At 68.2% G+C, this 15,101-nt stretch carries 10 protein-coding genes and 1 pseudogene; 6 read left to right on the forward strand and 5 right to left on the reverse strand.

Features of this window, described 5'->3' with window-relative positions; translation table 11 throughout:
* Positions 1 to 40: 40 nt before the first annotated feature.
* Together ARGLB_RS02880 and ARGLB_RS02885 are read left to right on the forward strand one after the other, a co-directional pair.
* The gene (locus ARGLB_RS02880; protein ID WP_175304950.1) at positions 41 to 3,997 is read left to right on the forward strand and encodes a Pls/PosA family non-ribosomal peptide synthetase; all 3,957 of its coding nucleotides are present in this window, start codon (positions 41 to 43) and stop codon (positions 3,995 to 3,997) included.
* Positions 3,998 to 4,077: 80 nt separating this feature from the next.
* Positions 4,078 to 5,427 (forward strand): M1 family metallopeptidase, encoded by a 1,350-nt coding sequence (locus ARGLB_RS02885; RefSeq protein ID WP_003798696.1) that lies wholly within the window; start codon positions 4,078 to 4,080, stop codon positions 5,425 to 5,427.
* Positions 5,428 to 5,500: 73 nt separating this feature from the next.
* On the opposite strand, the gene pheT is transcribed toward ARGLB_RS02885, so the two are convergent.
* Together pheT and pheS are read right to left on the reverse strand one after the other, a co-directional pair.
* The gene (gene pheT / locus ARGLB_RS02890; protein WP_003798698.1) at positions 5,501 to 8,044 is read right to left on the reverse strand and encodes a phenylalanine--tRNA ligase subunit beta; all 2,544 of its coding nucleotides are present in this window, start codon (positions 8,042 to 8,044) and stop codon (positions 5,501 to 5,503) included.
* Between the two features lie 2 nt (positions 8,045 to 8,046).
* Positions 8,047 to 9,108 carry a phenylalanine--tRNA ligase subunit alpha gene (gene pheS / locus ARGLB_RS02895; RefSeq protein WP_003798700.1) on the reverse strand — a complete coding sequence of 354 codons (1,062 nt, stop codon included), beginning with the start codon at positions 9,106 to 9,108 and terminating at the stop codon, positions 8,047 to 8,049.
* Between the two features lie 407 nt (positions 9,109 to 9,515).
* Between pheS and ARGLB_RS02900 the strand changes: the two genes are divergently transcribed.
* Together ARGLB_RS02900 and ARGLB_RS02905 are read left to right on the forward strand one after the other, a co-directional pair.
* Positions 9,516 to 9,896: a hypothetical protein gene (locus ARGLB_RS02900; RefSeq protein WP_003798702.1), complete on the forward strand. Its 381-nt coding sequence runs from the start codon at positions 9,516 to 9,518 to the stop codon at positions 9,894 to 9,896.
* Positions 9,889 to 10,548 carry an SIMPL domain-containing protein gene (locus tag ARGLB_RS02905; RefSeq protein ID WP_003798705.1) on the forward strand — a complete coding sequence of 220 codons (660 nt, stop codon included), beginning with the start codon at positions 9,889 to 9,891 and terminating at the stop codon, positions 10,546 to 10,548. Before ARGLB_RS02900 ends, ARGLB_RS02905 begins: the two co-directional genes overlap by 8 nt.
* A gap of 191 nt (positions 10,549 to 10,739) precedes the next feature.
* Here the strand turns inward: ARGLB_RS02905 and ARGLB_RS24350 are convergent.
* Positions 10,740 to 10,871, reverse strand: a pseudogene (locus ARGLB_RS24350) (pyroglutamyl-peptidase I family protein); the annotation flags it as partial.
* A gap of 17 nt (positions 10,872 to 10,888) precedes the next feature.
* Here ARGLB_RS24350 and ARGLB_RS02910 point away from each other — a divergent pair.
* Positions 10,889 to 12,025, forward strand: coding sequence for an Rv2578c family radical SAM protein (locus tag ARGLB_RS02910; protein WP_043417776.1), 1,137 nt, complete (start codon positions 10,889 to 10,891; stop codon positions 12,023 to 12,025).
* Between the two features lie 97 nt (positions 12,026 to 12,122).
* On the opposite strand, the gene ARGLB_RS02915 is transcribed toward ARGLB_RS02910, so the two are convergent.
* Positions 12,123 to 12,581, reverse strand: coding sequence for a (deoxy)nucleoside triphosphate pyrophosphohydrolase (locus ARGLB_RS02915; RefSeq protein ID WP_003798708.1), 459 nt, complete (start codon positions 12,579 to 12,581; stop codon positions 12,123 to 12,125).
* A 156-nt stretch (positions 12,582 to 12,737) separates the two neighbouring features.
* On the opposite strand from ARGLB_RS02915, the gene ARGLB_RS02920 reads away from it, so the two are divergent.
* Positions 12,738 to 13,943, forward strand: a complete 1,206-nt coding sequence (locus ARGLB_RS02920; RefSeq protein WP_003798710.1) for an MFS transporter — start codon at positions 12,738 to 12,740, stop codon at positions 13,941 to 13,943.
* A 41-nt stretch (positions 13,944 to 13,984) separates the two neighbouring features.
* Here ARGLB_RS02920 and ARGLB_RS02925 read toward each other — a convergent pair whose 3' ends face one another.
* Positions 13,985 to 14,938, reverse strand: coding sequence for a cation diffusion facilitator family transporter (locus ARGLB_RS02925; RefSeq protein WP_003798712.1), 954 nt, complete (start codon positions 14,936 to 14,938; stop codon positions 13,985 to 13,987).
* Positions 14,939 to 15,101 lie beyond the last annotated feature (163 nt).

Below are 15,101 nucleotides of genomic sequence, written 5' to 3' on the forward strand. Positions count from 1 at the left end.
GGGAAAGAATTCAGCCGTGACTGACCCACTCCCGGACACCATGGACACCGCCGTTCCCTCCGTCGGCGGACAGGCGGCAGTGCTGTACCCGGTGCAACTCCCGGGCGCTGCCGCCGCCCCGCCGGAGCGGACCCTGGTGGACATCCTCACCGGCACCGCCGCGCGCTTTCCCGATGCTTCCGCGCTCGACGACGGCCGCCGCTCCCTGAGCTACGCCCAGCTCCTGGCGGAGGTCAAGGCCGAGGGCCGGCGGCTCCACCAGGCCGGCCTCGGAGCGGGAGACAAAGTCGGGGTGCGGATTCCCTCGGGCACCAACGAGCTCTACATTGCGATCCTTGCGATCCTGCTGATCGGCGCCGCCTACGTCCCCGTGGACGCGGACGATCCGGACGAACGGGCCAGGCTGGTGTTCACTGAAGCGCGGGTGGCCGGCATCCTGCGGGCCGACGGCGTGATCGTCACGGACCACAAGCGGCCCGTCCCCTTCCCGGCTCCGCGCCCGGCCACCCCCGACGACGATGCCTGGGTCATCTTCACGTCCGGTTCCACCGGGACGCCCAAGGGCGTGGCGGTGCAGCACCGCTCGTCGGCCGCGTTCGTCGACGCGGAAGCCCGCATTTTCCTGCAGGAGGATCCGGTCGGCCCGCAGGACCGTGTGCTCGCGGGACTTTCGGTGGCCTTCGACGCGTCCTGCGAGGAGATGTGGCTGGCCTGGCGCCATGGCGCCTGCCTCGTGCCTGCCCCGCGGGCCCTGGTCCGCACCGGCATGGACCTGGGGCCGTGGCTGATCAACCACGGCATCACGGTGGTCTCCACCGTTCCCACCCTTGCGGCACTGTGGCCGGCCGAGGCCCTCGAGAACGTCCGGCTGCTGATCTTCGGCGGCGAGGCCTGCCCGCCGGAGCTGGCCGAACGCCTGGCCGTGGACGGCCGTGAGGTGTGGAACACCTACGGACCCACCGAGGCAACGGTCGTGGCCTGCGCGGCTCCCCTGGGCGGTACAGGCCCGGTCAGGATTGGGCTCCCGCTGGACGGTTGGGACCTGGCGGTGGTCGACTCCGGCGGCGTCCCGGTGGCCGAGGGCGAAGTCGGGGAGCTCATCATCGGCGGCGTGGGGCTGGCCCGCTACCTCGATCCGCAGAAGGATGCGGAGAAGTACGCCCCCATGCCCTCGCTCGGGTGGGGGCGCGCCTACCGCTCCGGCGACCTGGTCCGGTTCGAGCACGCCGGCCTGATCTTCATGGGCCGCGCCGACGAGCAGGTCAAGCTTGGCGGCCGCCGGATCGAACTCGGTGAGATCGACGCTGCCCTGCAGTCACTGCCGGGCATTGCGGGCGCCGCTGCTGCCGTACGCACGACGGCGGCCGGCAACCAGGTCCTCGTGGGCTACCTGGCTGCCGCCGGCGGCACGGACACCGCACCGGACCTGGCCGCGCTCCGCGAGCTGCTGTCCGCCACGCTGCCCGCTCCCCTCATCCCGATGCTGACCGTCGTCGACACGCTGCCCACCAAGACCAGCGGCAAAGTCGACCGGCATGCGCTGCCATGGCCCCTGCCGGGTGCCGGCGCGGCGGCCGCGGACGCCGCGCCGCTGAACGTGCCCGAGGATGCCCAGTGGATCGTTGACCGGTGGCAGGCAGTCCTTGGCAGCAGCGTCGCCGGCCTCGACGCGGACTTCTTTGCCCACGGCGGCGGGTCGCTGGCCGCGGCGCAGCTCGTCTCCGCGCTCCGGGTCCGCTACCCCACCATCACCGTGGCCGATATCTACGCCACCCCGCGGATCGGCGCGCTGATAGAGGTGGCCCGCCAATCCCTGCCCGACGGCGTCTCCGCCGGCCCGGCCCCGGAACGGCCGGTCCGCCCCACGGCCCTGAAGTCGCAGGTCTTCCAGACCCTCATGGGCATACCGCTGCACATTCTGGCGGGCATGCGCTGGCTGACCTATCTGATGGCCGCCAACAACGTCCTGTTCACGTTCGCCGGGTTCACCGCCGCACCCACCGTGTCGTGGTGGTGGGTGGCAGTGTCCTGGCCGGTCTTTGTCAGCCCGCCCGGACGGATGGCCATCTCTGTTGCCGCCGCCCGCCTCCTGCTTCGCAACGTGCAGCCCGGGACCTACCCGCGCGCAGGCAAGGTGCATTTACGCCTCTGGCTGGCCGAACAGATCCAGGACCTGGCCGGCGCCGTCAGCCTCGCCAGCGCACCTTGGGTGCCGTACTACGCCAGGGCCCTCGGCGCCAGGATCGGAAGCAATATCCATTTGCACTCCCTTCCCCCGGTGACCGGCTTCCTCACCCTCGGCCGCGGCTGCAACATCGAACCCGAGGTGGATCTGTCCGGGTGGTGGATCGACGGTGACATCGTCCGGATCGGCCACGTCCACGTCGGGGCGGACGCCACTGTAGGCGCCCGCAGCACCCTGATGCCCGGGGCCAGCATCGGCGCCGGCGGCCAGGTGGAACCGGGCTCCGCCGTGCTGGGCAAAGTCAAGGCCGGCCAGTTGGTCGCCGGGTCCCCGGCAGAACGGCGGGGCAAAGCCAAGCAGGACTGGCCCGCGGGCCAGCCGGTCAGTTCCGTTCTGGGGCACCTCTGGTTCACGGCCTTCGCTGCCGCGTCCGCTGTCCTCGCCCTGATTCCCTACGCTTCGGCCGTGGCCGCAGCCCTGGTGGTCTTCCTGTTTATCAGGGGAAACGACTCGCTGCTCCATGCCCTGCCGCAGGTGCTGGCGTCGCTCCCGCTCGCAGCTTTGACCTGGTTCCTCAGCAATATGCTGCTGATCCTGGTCACCACCAGGCTCCTGGGCGTCGGCCTGAAGGAGGGTTACTACCGGGTCCGCAGCCGCGTCGGCTGGCAGGTCTGGGCCACCGAGCGGGTGCTGGACATGGCACGGGACCTCCTGTTCCCGATATACGCCAGCCTGTTCACGCCGGTCTGGCTGAGGCTGCTGGGGGCGAAGGTCGGAAAGAATGTTGAGGCCTCCACCGTCCTGCTGCTGCCGCGCATGACCACGGTCGGCGAGGGCGCGTTCCTCGCCGACGACACCATGGTGGCTTCGTACGAGCTCGGCGGCGGATGGATGCACATCGCACCGGCGAAAATCGGAAAGCGCTCCTTCCTTGGCAACTCCGGGATGACCGCCGCCGGGCGCAGCGTGCCAAAGAACTCCCTGGTCGCAGTCCTCTCGGCGACGCCAGGCAAGGCCAAGTCCGGCACGTCCTGGCTGGGCAGCCCTCCGGTCAGGCTGCGGCGTACGGCGGTGGCCTCCGACAGCACCCGCACTTTCCGGCCCCCGGCCAGGCTCAAGGTGGCCAGGAGCCTCTGGGAACTGTGCCGGTTCGTGCCGGTGGCCCTGACGGTGGGCCTGGCCCTTGGCGTGCTGCTCGTCTTCGACTGGCTCGCCAGCGCCCTCGGCTACGGTGCGGCAGCGGCCCTCGGAGGCGTGGTCCTGCTGCTGGCGGGCGGGGTGGCGGCAGGCTTCTCCGTCGCGGCCAAGTGGTTGCTCGTGGGCAGGATCAGGACGGGCGAACACCCCTTGTGGAGCTCCTTCATCTGGCGCAACGAGGTGGTGGACACCTTCATCGAAATGGTGAGTGCCCCGTGGTTCGCCCGGTCCGCCAGCGGCACCCCGGCCCTCGTCTGGTGGCTGCGTGCCCTTGGTGCCAAAATCGGCCGGGGAACATGGTGTGAAAGTTATTGGCTTCCCGAGGCAGACCTCGTGACCCTCGGCGCCAGCTCCACGGTCAACCGCGGCTGCGTCGTCCAGACCCACCTCTTCCACGACCGCATCATGAGCATCGACACTGTTAGTCTCGGAGACGGGGCGACGATGGGCCCGCACGGCGTGATTCTGCCGCAGGCGAGGATTGGCAAGGGCGGGACCGTTGGCCCGGCGTCCCTGGTGATGCGCGGCGAGACCGTTCCGGCCGGGACGTACTGGATGGGCAATCCGGTCAGCCCGTGGACCGGGCCCGCCGTTCCCGCACCCCGCCTGAAATAAGCGCCGCCTGACTTGAACACCGCATGGCATGAAATACCGCCGGGAGCGGCCCCACCACAGTTAAGGAAGTCACACGCAGAATGAGCTCCGGAGAATTGCCCGGCCCGGCCGCTGTCCTCTCCGCCGGCGCCAAGGCCACCGGCGACCCCTACGTCCCGGGACACGGAACGGATGCCTACCGGGTCCTGCACTATGACCTGGAGCTGGACTACAGGCTCGCCAGCAACCGGCTGACCGGCCGTGCCGTACTGGCCGCGGTGGCGGCACGCCGCACGTCCGCCGTCGTACTCGATATGACCGGCCTCCGTGCCCTGAAAATCCACCTGAACGGGGTCCGCGTACGGAAGTTCACGCAGCGGGCGGAACAGCTCGTAGTGCACTGCGAACAACCCCTCGAGGCGGGCTCCGAATTCAGCCTGGAGATCCGCTACGACGGCAATCCGCAGCCGCGGCGGGGGCTGTGGGGTGAGGTGGGCTGGGAGGAGCTCGCCGACGGCGTTCTGGTGGCCGGCCAGCCCAACGGGGCGCCATCCTGGTTCCCCTGCAACGACCACCCGCGGAACAAGGCCAGCTACCGCATCACCGTTACCACTGACGCCGGCTACCGCGCCGTGTGCAACGGGCTCCTCGTGGGGCAGGCCGTGAGGTCAAGCCGCCAGACCTGGGTCTATGAGCAGCGTGAGCCGATGGCGACGTATCTGGCGACCATCCAGATCGGCCGGTATGGGCTGGTGAGCCTGCCGGACTCGGCCGGCGTGCCCCAGTTCGTTGCGGCTCCGGCGCATCTGGTGGCCCGGGCGGAGACGGCGCTGGCCCGGCAGGAAACCATGATGAGCACCTTTGTGAGCCGCTTCGGCCCGTATCCCTTCCCGGAATACACGGTGGTGGTCACCGCCGATGCGCTGGAAATTCCGCTCGAGGCCCAGTCGCTGTCCATTCTGGGCCGCAACCACCTCGATACGGGGTGGGAATCACAGCGCCTGATCGCCCACGAACTGGCCCACCAGTGGTTCGGGAACTCGCTGACGCTGGGTATGTGGAGCGACATCTGGCTGCACGAGGGGTTCGCCTGTTATGCGGAGTGGATCTGGTCCGAGGAGGCCGGCGTGATGCCCACCCACGCGCGGGCCCTGGCTGCCTGGCAGCGGCTAGATGCTGGCGCTCAGGACCTTCTGGTGGGTGATCCCGGACCCGAGCTGATGTTCGACGACCGGGTCTACAAACGCGGAGCACTTGCCCTGCACGCGCTGCGCCGCCGCTGCGGCGACCTGGCCTTTTTCGCGCTGCTGCAGGAGTGGACCAGCACCCATGCCCACAGTTCCGTGTCGACGCCCGATTTTATCCTCACCGCGGACCGTGTCACGGGACTGGACTCGGAATCGGTGCTACACCCCTGGCTCTACGAAGAAGCCCTGCCAGCGCTGCCGTGAATTGTCTGCGGAATTCTGTTTTCCGGCATAAAGAAAGACCACGCCACATGGCGTGGTCTTTCTTTATGGCCGGCTAGCGCTGGACGGCGCCAAACCGCTCGGCCGCGGTGGCGACGGCGCGCTCCCGCGCCTCCGACGCCTCGTCGGCCGTCAGTGTCCGGTCGGTTGCGCGGAACCGCAGGCCGAAGGCGAGGGACTTCTTGCCTTCCTCGATCCCCTTCCCTGCGTAGACGTCGAAAAGGGCGACGTCCTCGAGCAGTTGACCGGCGCCTTCACGCAGCGCTGCCAGCACGTCGTCGGCGGGGACGTCCTGCGGCACCACGAGGGCCACGTCCTGCGTGGCTACCGGGAAGGTGGAGATGTGGCGGGCCACCACGACGTCGGCCGCCGCCTCGAAGAGGGCATCCGCATTAAGTTCCAGCGCGGCAGAGCGCGCCGGCATGTCGTGCGCAGCCAGCAGCTTCGGGTGCAGCTCGCCGGCGTATCCCACGACCTCGCCGGAGCGCAGCGACAGCTGCGCGGCACGGCCCGGATGGAAGGCCTGGTGCCGGCCCTGGGTGACCACCAGCTCCACACCAAGGACGTCACCGGCCAGGCGGGCGATGTCCAGGGCGTCTGCCCAGTCCCACAGCCGCGGGGCGTGGCCGGCGGCGGCGGGTGAATCATGACCGGTCAGGACGGCGGCGATGTGCAGCGGCTGGTCCGGAACGCCGTCGTACAGGGCGTCCAGCACCTCATCGCTTGGCTTGACGCCCAGCGGAGGAATGGACGGAGTGCCCAGGGTGTCACCGGGCAGGAACACCATGCCGGCTTCGAATACGGCGAGATCGCGGAAACCGCGGGAGTGGTTGCGCTTGGCGATCTCCAGCAGGCCCGGCAGCACCGAAGTGCGCAGGTATCCGTGCTCTTCGCTGATCGGGTTGGCAAGCTTGACTGCAGTCCGGGGTGCACCCTCCTCGGCCACGCCGAACGTGTCGTTGGCAGCCTTCGACACGAAGGGGTAGGCCAGGACCTCGGTCAGGCCGGCGTCTGCCAGAGCCTGGACCAGGCGGCGGCGCTGCTGCTGCACGCGGGTCAGGCCGCGGCCGGGGGGCGCCACCGGCAGGGTCGCGGGGATCTGGTCGTAGCCCACCAGGCGGGCGACCTCCTCGGAGAGGTCCTCCTTGGTTTCCAGGTCGTTCCGCCAGCTCGGCGCAGTGACGGTCCAGCCGGCGCCGGTCTTTTCGAGGACGGCGCCGAGGTCCTCGAGGGAGGTGACGATCTGATCTTCGGTGAAGTCGATACCGATCCGGGCGGCGGGGAATTCCGCGGGCAGCACGATGGTCACCGGATCCGGCGCGGTTCCGACGTCGGTGCCGGCCTCATCGGCGGTTCCGCCGGCCAGTTCCACGAGAAGATCGACGGCACGCTGGGCCGCGATGTTGGCGACCTGCCAGTCCACGCCGCGCTCAAAACGCTTGGAGGCTTCGGACGGGAGCTTGTGGCGCCGCCGCGAGCGGGCAATGGAAACTTCCTCGAAGTGGGCTGCCTCGATCAGGACCGCCGTGGTGGCGTCGGAGACCTCGGTGGACGCGCCGCCCATGACACCGGCGACGCCGATGGCACCGGAGGCGTCGGTGATCAGCAGGTCCTCGGGGTCAAGCGAGCGCTCCTTGCCGTCGAGGGTTGTCAGCTTCTCCCCCGCCACGGCCCGGCGCACCACGATGTCGCCGGACAGCTTGTCCTGGTCGTAAAAGTGCAGCGGCTGGCCGAGTTCGAGCATCACGTAGTTCGAGATGTCCACCGGCAGGGAGATGGACCGGATGCCGGCCAGCCTCAGTCGGGAACTCATCCACGGCGGCGTCGGCCTGGTGGCGTCCACCCCGCGGACGGTGCGCGCCACAAAGCGGTCGCAGCCGGGCTTGCCGTAGATCGGCGCGTCGTCGTTGATCTTGACGCCGTAACCGCCGGAGAGGACAGCCGGCGCGTTGACCTTCGACGCCGGATCGGTGAATTCCGTGCCGGTGGCGTGGGCGTATTCGCGTGCCACGCCGCGGATCGAGAACGCATAGCCGCGGTCCGGGGTCACGTTGATTTCGGCGGCCTGGTCGTAGAGGCCCAGCAGTTCCATGGCGTCGGTCCCGATCTCCGGGTCCAGGCCGATCCGGGACAGCACCAGAATGCCGTCGTGGTCCTCGCCGATACCCAGCTCGCGGACGGAGGCGATCATGCCCGCAGACATGTGCCCGTAGGTCTTCCGTGCCGAGATGTGGAAGTCGCCGGGCAGCACGGCGCCGGGCAGGGTGACCACAACTTTGTCGCCCTCCACAAAGTTGTGGGCGCCGCAGACGATGCCCTGAACGCCGGAGGGATCGATGCCCTTGCCGGTGAGGGTCTGCTCCTGCCCCTCGGGGACGACGCGGACCTGGCACCAGTTGATGGTCTTGCCGTTCGACTGCGGTTCCTTGACCAGGCTCAGGACCTGGCCCACCACGACGGGTCCGCGCAGGGCGTCCGTGGGGCGGTGGACCGCTTCCTCTTCAAAGCCGACCTTGACGAGGTCCGCCATGACGTCTTCGGCCGTGGCTCCGGCCGGTATCTGCGCGAACTCACGCAGCCAGGAAAGTGGGATACGCACTGTTAGATCTCCATCCCGAAGTGCTCGCTGAAACGTACATCGCCTTCGATCATGTCGCGCATGTCGCCGACCTCGTTGCGGAACATCAGCGTCCGCTCGATGCCCATGCCGAAGGCAAAGCCTGAATAGACGTCGGGATCGATGCCCGCGGCCCGCAGGACGTTGGGGTTGACCATGCCGCAGCCGCCCCATTCGATCCAGCGTGGCCCGCCCTTGGCGCCGGGGTGGAAGATGTCCAGCTCGGCTGACGGCTCGGTGAACGGGAAGTAGTTGGGGCGCAGCCGGATCTGGGCTTCGTCGCCGAACATCTGGCGGGCGAAGTGCTCCAGGGTTCCGCGGAGATCAGCCATGCTGAGCTTCTTGTCGATGGCCAGGCCCTCGAACTGGTGGAACACGGGGGTGTGGGTGGCATCGAGCTCATCGGTGCGGAACACTTTGCCCGGGCACAGCACGTAGATGGGCAGCTCCCGCTCCAGCATGGACCGGACCTGCACCGGGGACGTGTGGGTGCGCATCAGCAGGTGGGCTTCGGGCGGCTCCACGAAGAACGTGTCCTGCATTTCGCGGGCCGGGTGGTCCGGCTTGAAGTTCAGCGCGTCGAAGTTGAACCACTCGGATTCCACCTCGGGGCCTTCGGCAATTTCCCAGCCCATGCCCACGAAGATGTCCGCAACGCGGTCCTGCAGCGTGGACAGCGGATGGCGGGCTCCGGCCCGGCGGCGGCGCGGGGCTGCCGTGACGTCAACGGTCTCCTCAACCAGGATCCGGGCGTCGTTCTCCGCTTCGAGTTCGGCGGTGCGGTCCGCGAGCGCCTTGTTAACACGTCCGCGCGATGAGCCCATGAGCTTGCCGGCGGCGGCCTTCTGCTCCTTGGGCAGGCCTCCGATCCCACGGTTGGCGAGGCTGAGCGGCGACTTCTCACCGGTGTGGGCCAGGCGGACTGCCTTGAGTTCATCGAGCGTGGACGCGCCGGCGATGGCGGCGACGGCCTGCTCCACGGCGGCGTTGATGGCGGTTTCATCCAGAGGGTTCGGGACGGCGGCGCCCGGCAAAGTTTCAGTCATCTACTGTTCTTAGCTACGAGTCGGGTGATGCCAGCCGCCGGTGCAGCCGCGCCGGTTTCCCCGGCAGCGCGTCCGTCGCTGGCACGTCATTGCATGAAGTCATCCAAGGACGTCATCCAAAGACGCCATCCAAAGACAAGGGCAGGCTCGCCGGCGGGTGGCCGGCAGGCACTGTTCCCAGTCTAATTGACGGCGCCGGGCGAATTGACAGCGGGCCTGGCGCCTAGGTCAAAGGGCTGTCATCTGCCGGGCCTGCGCCCGTCAGGCAGCGCCGGGCCGTTGCCTGTCCTGCGCCCGTCGTGCGCCTGTCCTGCTCGGCCGCCCGCGGCTAGCATGGCCTCATGACGAGAGGCCGCAGAACGAGAGGCCCCCTGACGCAAAGACAGCGCCTCAGGCAACTAGCAAACGTGCTGAACGCTTCCACCCCCTTGGGGCTCGTGCTTGCCGGGCTGGCCGGCACCAGGACGTTCCAGGGTCCCCGCGGCCTTATTGTCGCCACCGGTTACCGCTGGCGGCTGCCGGTGGCTGGTGCCTTCACCGTGGGGAACGTGGTCATCTTCCGTGCAGACGCCGACACGGCTTTGACGGGCCGTGTGCTCCTGGACCACGAGGAGCGGCACAGCACCCAGTACGCGTGGTGCCTGGGGCTACCCTTCCTGCTGTTCTATTTCGCGGCCGCTGCCTGGTCGGCAGTGCGCTACGGCGATTCGGCGTCGGGAAATCCCTTCGAGCGGCATGCCGGCCTCGAGGCTGGCGGCTATGTGGACCGGAGGCGCAGGCATGAGTGACCCCGCCGGCCACGCGGCAGCCCGGACCGTCACCGTCACAGGATTCGGAACCGCCGAGGCCGCACCGGACCTGCTGACGCTCTCCGTTGGCGTGGAATGCCGGCGCGACAGCGCCGGGGATGCCTATGCCGCCGCCGGCGAGGCGTCCGCTGCCGTAACGGGCGCACTGCGCAGCCGGGGAGTGCCGGGCCGGGATATCAGGACGTCCGGGCTTAACGTCCGGGCCGACGTTGTCTGGCAGGAGGGCCGCGGCCAGCAGGTCACGGGCTATGTGGCATCCAGCATGCTCAGCGTCCGGCTCCGGGATCTCGCTGCCGGCCCGGGCGTCATCGCGGCGGCAGTGGAGGCAGGCGGCAACGACGTGCGACTGGATGGCGTTCAGCTCGGCTTTGCCGACGCCGGAGCCGTGATGGCGCTGGCCCGCGAGGCCGCCTGGGCTGACGCACGGGCCGCTGCCGCACAGCTCGCCGGGCTTGCCGCAGCCGAACTGGGTGAGGTGGTCTCTGTGCGGCAGCACCCCGTGCCGTCGTCGCCCGTTCCGGTGGGCGGGATGCAGCGGGCCTTCGCCGCCGACACCATGGCGGTGGAATCCGGGGAATCCGGCGTCAGCACCAGTGTCACAGTTGAGTGGGGGCTGTTGAGTGGACGCTGAATGGGGGCTGGGCTCCCGCAGCCGCTGACCCGCACCCCACCGGATGAGGGCGGAAAGGCTCGCCGCCTAGTGGATACTGCCAGCGGCGAGCGCGACGTCCAGCAGGGCTGCCTTGACCGGCAGCGAGGTGAAATAGGCCCGCCCGGCACCACCTCCCGGTCCACAGGCTGGTTTCCTGCGTTGTCCGGGATGGGCGCATCATCGCAGTTGCTGGCAACCCTTTCCACGGCCACCCGTCCGCGGCCTCCGGCCTGCCCGATGCACACCACGAGTTCCGGACTGCGTGAAACGCCGACGGCGTACCTTGACTTAAGTTCGAACATACCTTCGAATGGAGGGCATGAGATGGGACGCACAGGCACTAAAACCGGCACCGGAAGAGATGCCCGGGACTGCACCGCTGCTGCCCCTGGCCGGCCTCGTGCGGTCCGTGTCCACGCCCGAGTTCGCCGGCGTCACCTTTCATGAGGTCACCGCCAAATCGGTGCTCAACAAGGTGCCCGCCGGCTCCCGGATGCCGTTCGAGTGGACCGTGAACCCCTACCGGGGCTGCAGCCACGCCTGCGTCTACTGCTTCGCCCGCAAGAGCCATACCTATCTGGACTTCGACGCCGGGCTGGATTTCGACAGCCAGGTGGTGGTCAAGATCAACGCAGCCGAGGTGCTCCGCAAGGAGCTGGCCAAGCCCGCATGGAACCGGCAGCACGTGGCACTGGGCACCAACACGGACCCCTACCAGCGGGCGGAGGGCCGGTACCGGCTGATGCCCGGCATTATCGGTGCGCTGGCCGATTCGGGGACTCCGCTTTCCATCCTGACGAAGGGAACGTTGCTGGCGCGTGACATCCCGCTCCTGAAGCAGGCTGCGGCACAGGTGCCGGTGGGCATCGGGATCTCGCTTGCCATGACGGATGAGCAGCTTTCCGAGGCCATCGAACCCGGCACTCCCGGACCGCGGGCGCGGCTCAAACTCGTTTCCAGGCTCCGCGAGGCCGGGCTGCCCTGCGGGGTGATGGCCATGCCCATCCTGCCGTGGCTCTCGGACAGCGACGAGGCACTGGACTCCCTGTTCGCCTCGCTGGCCGCCGCGGGTGCAACCGGTGTCACGGCCGGAGCGCTTTATTTGAAGCCCGGCACCCGGGAATGGTTCATGCAGTGGATCGCCGCCCGGCATCCGGAACTCGTGGGCCGCTACCGCAGCCTGTACGGCACGGGCTCGTATGCGTCCAAGGAATATCGCACCTGGCTGGCGGGAAGGGTCCGCTTTTTCAAGGCCCGGCATGGCTTTTCCGGCTCCCACGGATTCAGCCACCGGGACGTCGACGATCGCCAGGCCGACGATCCCCGCGGCGAGGAAGCCGCCTACCCTGAGGGAAGCATTCCGCAGGATCGGACAGGGCACGACAGGACGGGGCAACAGGGGACGGGGCATCATCACCACAGTTCAGGCCGGGCGTCCCAGCCCACGCTGTTCTGAGCCCGCCTTAGCTCTGGGCCGGTCTTAGCTGGCCGGGATTACCAGGCTCTTGCCCGCGCCGCTTTGCGCCACCGCGGGAAAGCCGTGAAGGGTGGTGTTAGCTTCCGGGGACCGAGCCCGCACGGGCCGCCGCGGCGACGTTGGCGAGCAGCGCCTGGACAATCGGGAGGTCGGCCGGAATCCAGGGCAGGCTGAGAGCTTCCTCACCTTCGCGGATGCTGACCCAGCGAAGTTCATCGTGGTCCTCAAGCGGCCGGGGGTGGCCATCGGCCACTTCCGCGAACCACACCCGCATCACGGCTTTCTCGTTCAGGGGCCAGCCGGCCGGTCCTGGCGCTTCCAGCTCCTTCCCAAGCACGACGCCGATGCCGAGTTCTTCACGGAGCTCCCGGTGCAGGGCACTTTCGGGAGCCTCCCCCCGTTCCACCTTGCCGCCCGGAAATTCCCACATGCCGGCAAACTGCGGAGGCGCCGTCCGGCGCGCCACGAGAAGCCGGGCGGGAGCGGAGAGCGAGTCGAGCACGGCACCGCCGACGACGTTGATCAGTTCAGTCACCGGTCCAGTCTATGAGGGCCCGGGTTCATGGGGGCACCTGTCTATAAGGCCGTCCTCCCGCGGACGGGAATATCCAACCCGCCGCGAAGCTTGTTAAAATCAGACATATCAGTGGCAACGAGGCCTACTCCATATCTCCCTTCGAAAAGCAGGCACATGACTTCCACTGTCCAGGCTCCCCGCACGCCCAAGGCCGCTACGCGCATCGGTCCCGCCATCCTGGCCCTGGCCATGGGTGGTTTCGGCATCGGGGTCACCGAGTTCGCCATGATGGGGCTGCTCAAAGAGGTCGAACTCGGACTCGGGATCAGCACCCCAGAGGCCGGCCACCTCATTTCGGCCTACGCCCTGGGCGTCGTGGTGGGAGCGCCTGTACTTGCCGCCGTCGGGGCGAAACTGCCGCGCAAGTTCCTTGCGCGGGGCCTCATGCTGTTCTTCAGCGTGGCCAACCTGTCTTCGTTCATCGCTCCCGATTACGCGAGCATGCTGGTCTCCCGCTTCGCCGCCGGACTGCCGCACGGGGCGTTCTTCGGCGTGGCCGCCGTGATTGCCGCTTCGCTGGTGGCGCCGACAAAACGGGGCTGGGCCATCTCCATGGTCATGGCGGGGCTCACCGTTGCCAATGTGGTCGGTGTTCCCTTCGCCACCTGGCTCGGACAGGCCTTTGGCTGGCGGCTGCTCTTTGTCCTGGTGGGAGTCCTGGGACTGGTGACCCTGGCGCTCATCTGGAGATTCGTTCCGTTCCAGCAGGCGCATGCGGACGCCAGCATCCGCAGGGAGCTGGGCGCGCTGAAACGGGCGCAGGTCTGGCTGGCCATCCTCATTGGCATCGTCGGATTTGGCGGGTTCTTCGCCACGTACACCTACATCTCCCACACCATGACCTCCGTGGCCGGCGTCCCTGCCGCCCTGCTGCCGTTCGTGGTGGCCTTGTACGGCCTGGGGATGGTGGCCGGCAATATCGTCGGTGGCCGGATCGCGGACAAGTCCGTGATGGGGACCATCTACCGCGTCCTGCCGGGAATCGCCGTCGCGCTGGTGGTGTACGCCGTGGCCGTGCACTGGCCGTGGTCAGCCTTCGTCATGGTGTTCGTGGTGGGCGGCGCCGGGTCCATGCTCGTCCCGGCCCTGCAGACCCGGCTGCTGGACGCGTCTCCTGATGCGCCGTCCCTGGCGTCCTCACTCAACCACGCGGCGCTGAACGTCGCCAACGCCCTGGGCGCGTTCCTCGGCGGTGTGGTGATCGCCTGGGGCTGGGGCTATGTTGCGCCCGCGCTGGTGGGTGCTGTCCTGGCCATTCTCGGGCTGATGGTGGCCCTGCTCAGCGGCCTGCTGGAACGCAAGAAGCCGCTGGCCCCGTAACAGGTGTCACGGAGCCAGCGGCTCTGTCTTCGGCTAAGCAGCTAGGCGCCTGAGTCGCCCGCCAGGGCGGGCCCGCTGGCCACCTGGGCACGGCGGATGTCGGGCTCCAAGTAGATGACCCGCGCGATGGGAACTGCCGAGCGGATCCGGGCTTCGGCGTCGTCGATGGCCTTGGCAATGTCCAGTCCGGAATCTCCCGCCTCCACGCTGATCTTGGCGGCCACGAGCAGCTCCTCCGGGCCCAGATGCAGGGTCTTCAGGTGGATGATGGCGGTGCCGTCCGCTTCGATGGCATTCCGGATGCGCCCGACGTCGTCCTTGGTTGCCGACTCCCCCAGCAGCAGGGACTTGGTCTCCATTGCCAAAATCACGGCAATGGCCACCAGCAGCAGGCCGATCATTCCGGTGCCGATTGCGTCCCAGATGCCGTCGCCGGTCAGCAGGGTCAGCCCCACGCCGAACAGCGCGAAGACCAGGCCGAGCAGGGCACCGAAGTCCTCGAGCAGGATCACCGGAAGCTCGGGCTGCTTGGCGGTCCGCACAAAGCTGATCCAGCCCTGGTTGCCGCGGACGTGGTTGGCTTCAATGATGGCCGTCCGGAACGAGAAGGCCTCGGCGATGATGGCACCCACCAGCACGGCCAGGGGCACCCACCAGAAGTCACCTTCGATCGCGTGCGGGTGCTGGATCTTTTCCCATGCCTCATACAGGGCAAACAGGCCGCCGACGCTGAAGAGCACGATGGAAACGATGAACGCATAAATGTAGCGCTCGCGTCCGTAGCCGAAGGGGTGTTCCGGGCTGGCCGCCCGTTGGGCGCGCTTGCCACCCACCAGCAGCAGGACCTGGTTGCCCGAGTCGGCGACAGAGTGGATGGCCTCAGCCAGCATAGATGAGGAGCGTGTCAGCAGGAACGCGACGAACTTCAGGACGGCGATGGTCAGGTTGGCGGCTAGCGCCGCGACAATCGCCTTGGTACCGCCGTTTGCAGCCAAGGAAGGCTCACCTCTTTACGTGGAAATTTCAACGGATGGGACAGGGCGGCATGGAACCGCCGTCTGGTAAATACCGTACCCGTCCGGCCCGGAAGAGACACCGCACACCGCCACCGGGCGCCGCAAAAAAGCCAAAACTAAGCCTGCTGACAAAGAAACGTGC

Origin of the sequence: Arthrobacter globiformis NBRC 12137 (assembly GCF_000238915.1) — a bacterium.
Taxonomy (GTDB): Bacteria; Actinomycetota; Actinomycetes; order Actinomycetales; family Micrococcaceae; genus Arthrobacter; species Arthrobacter globiformis.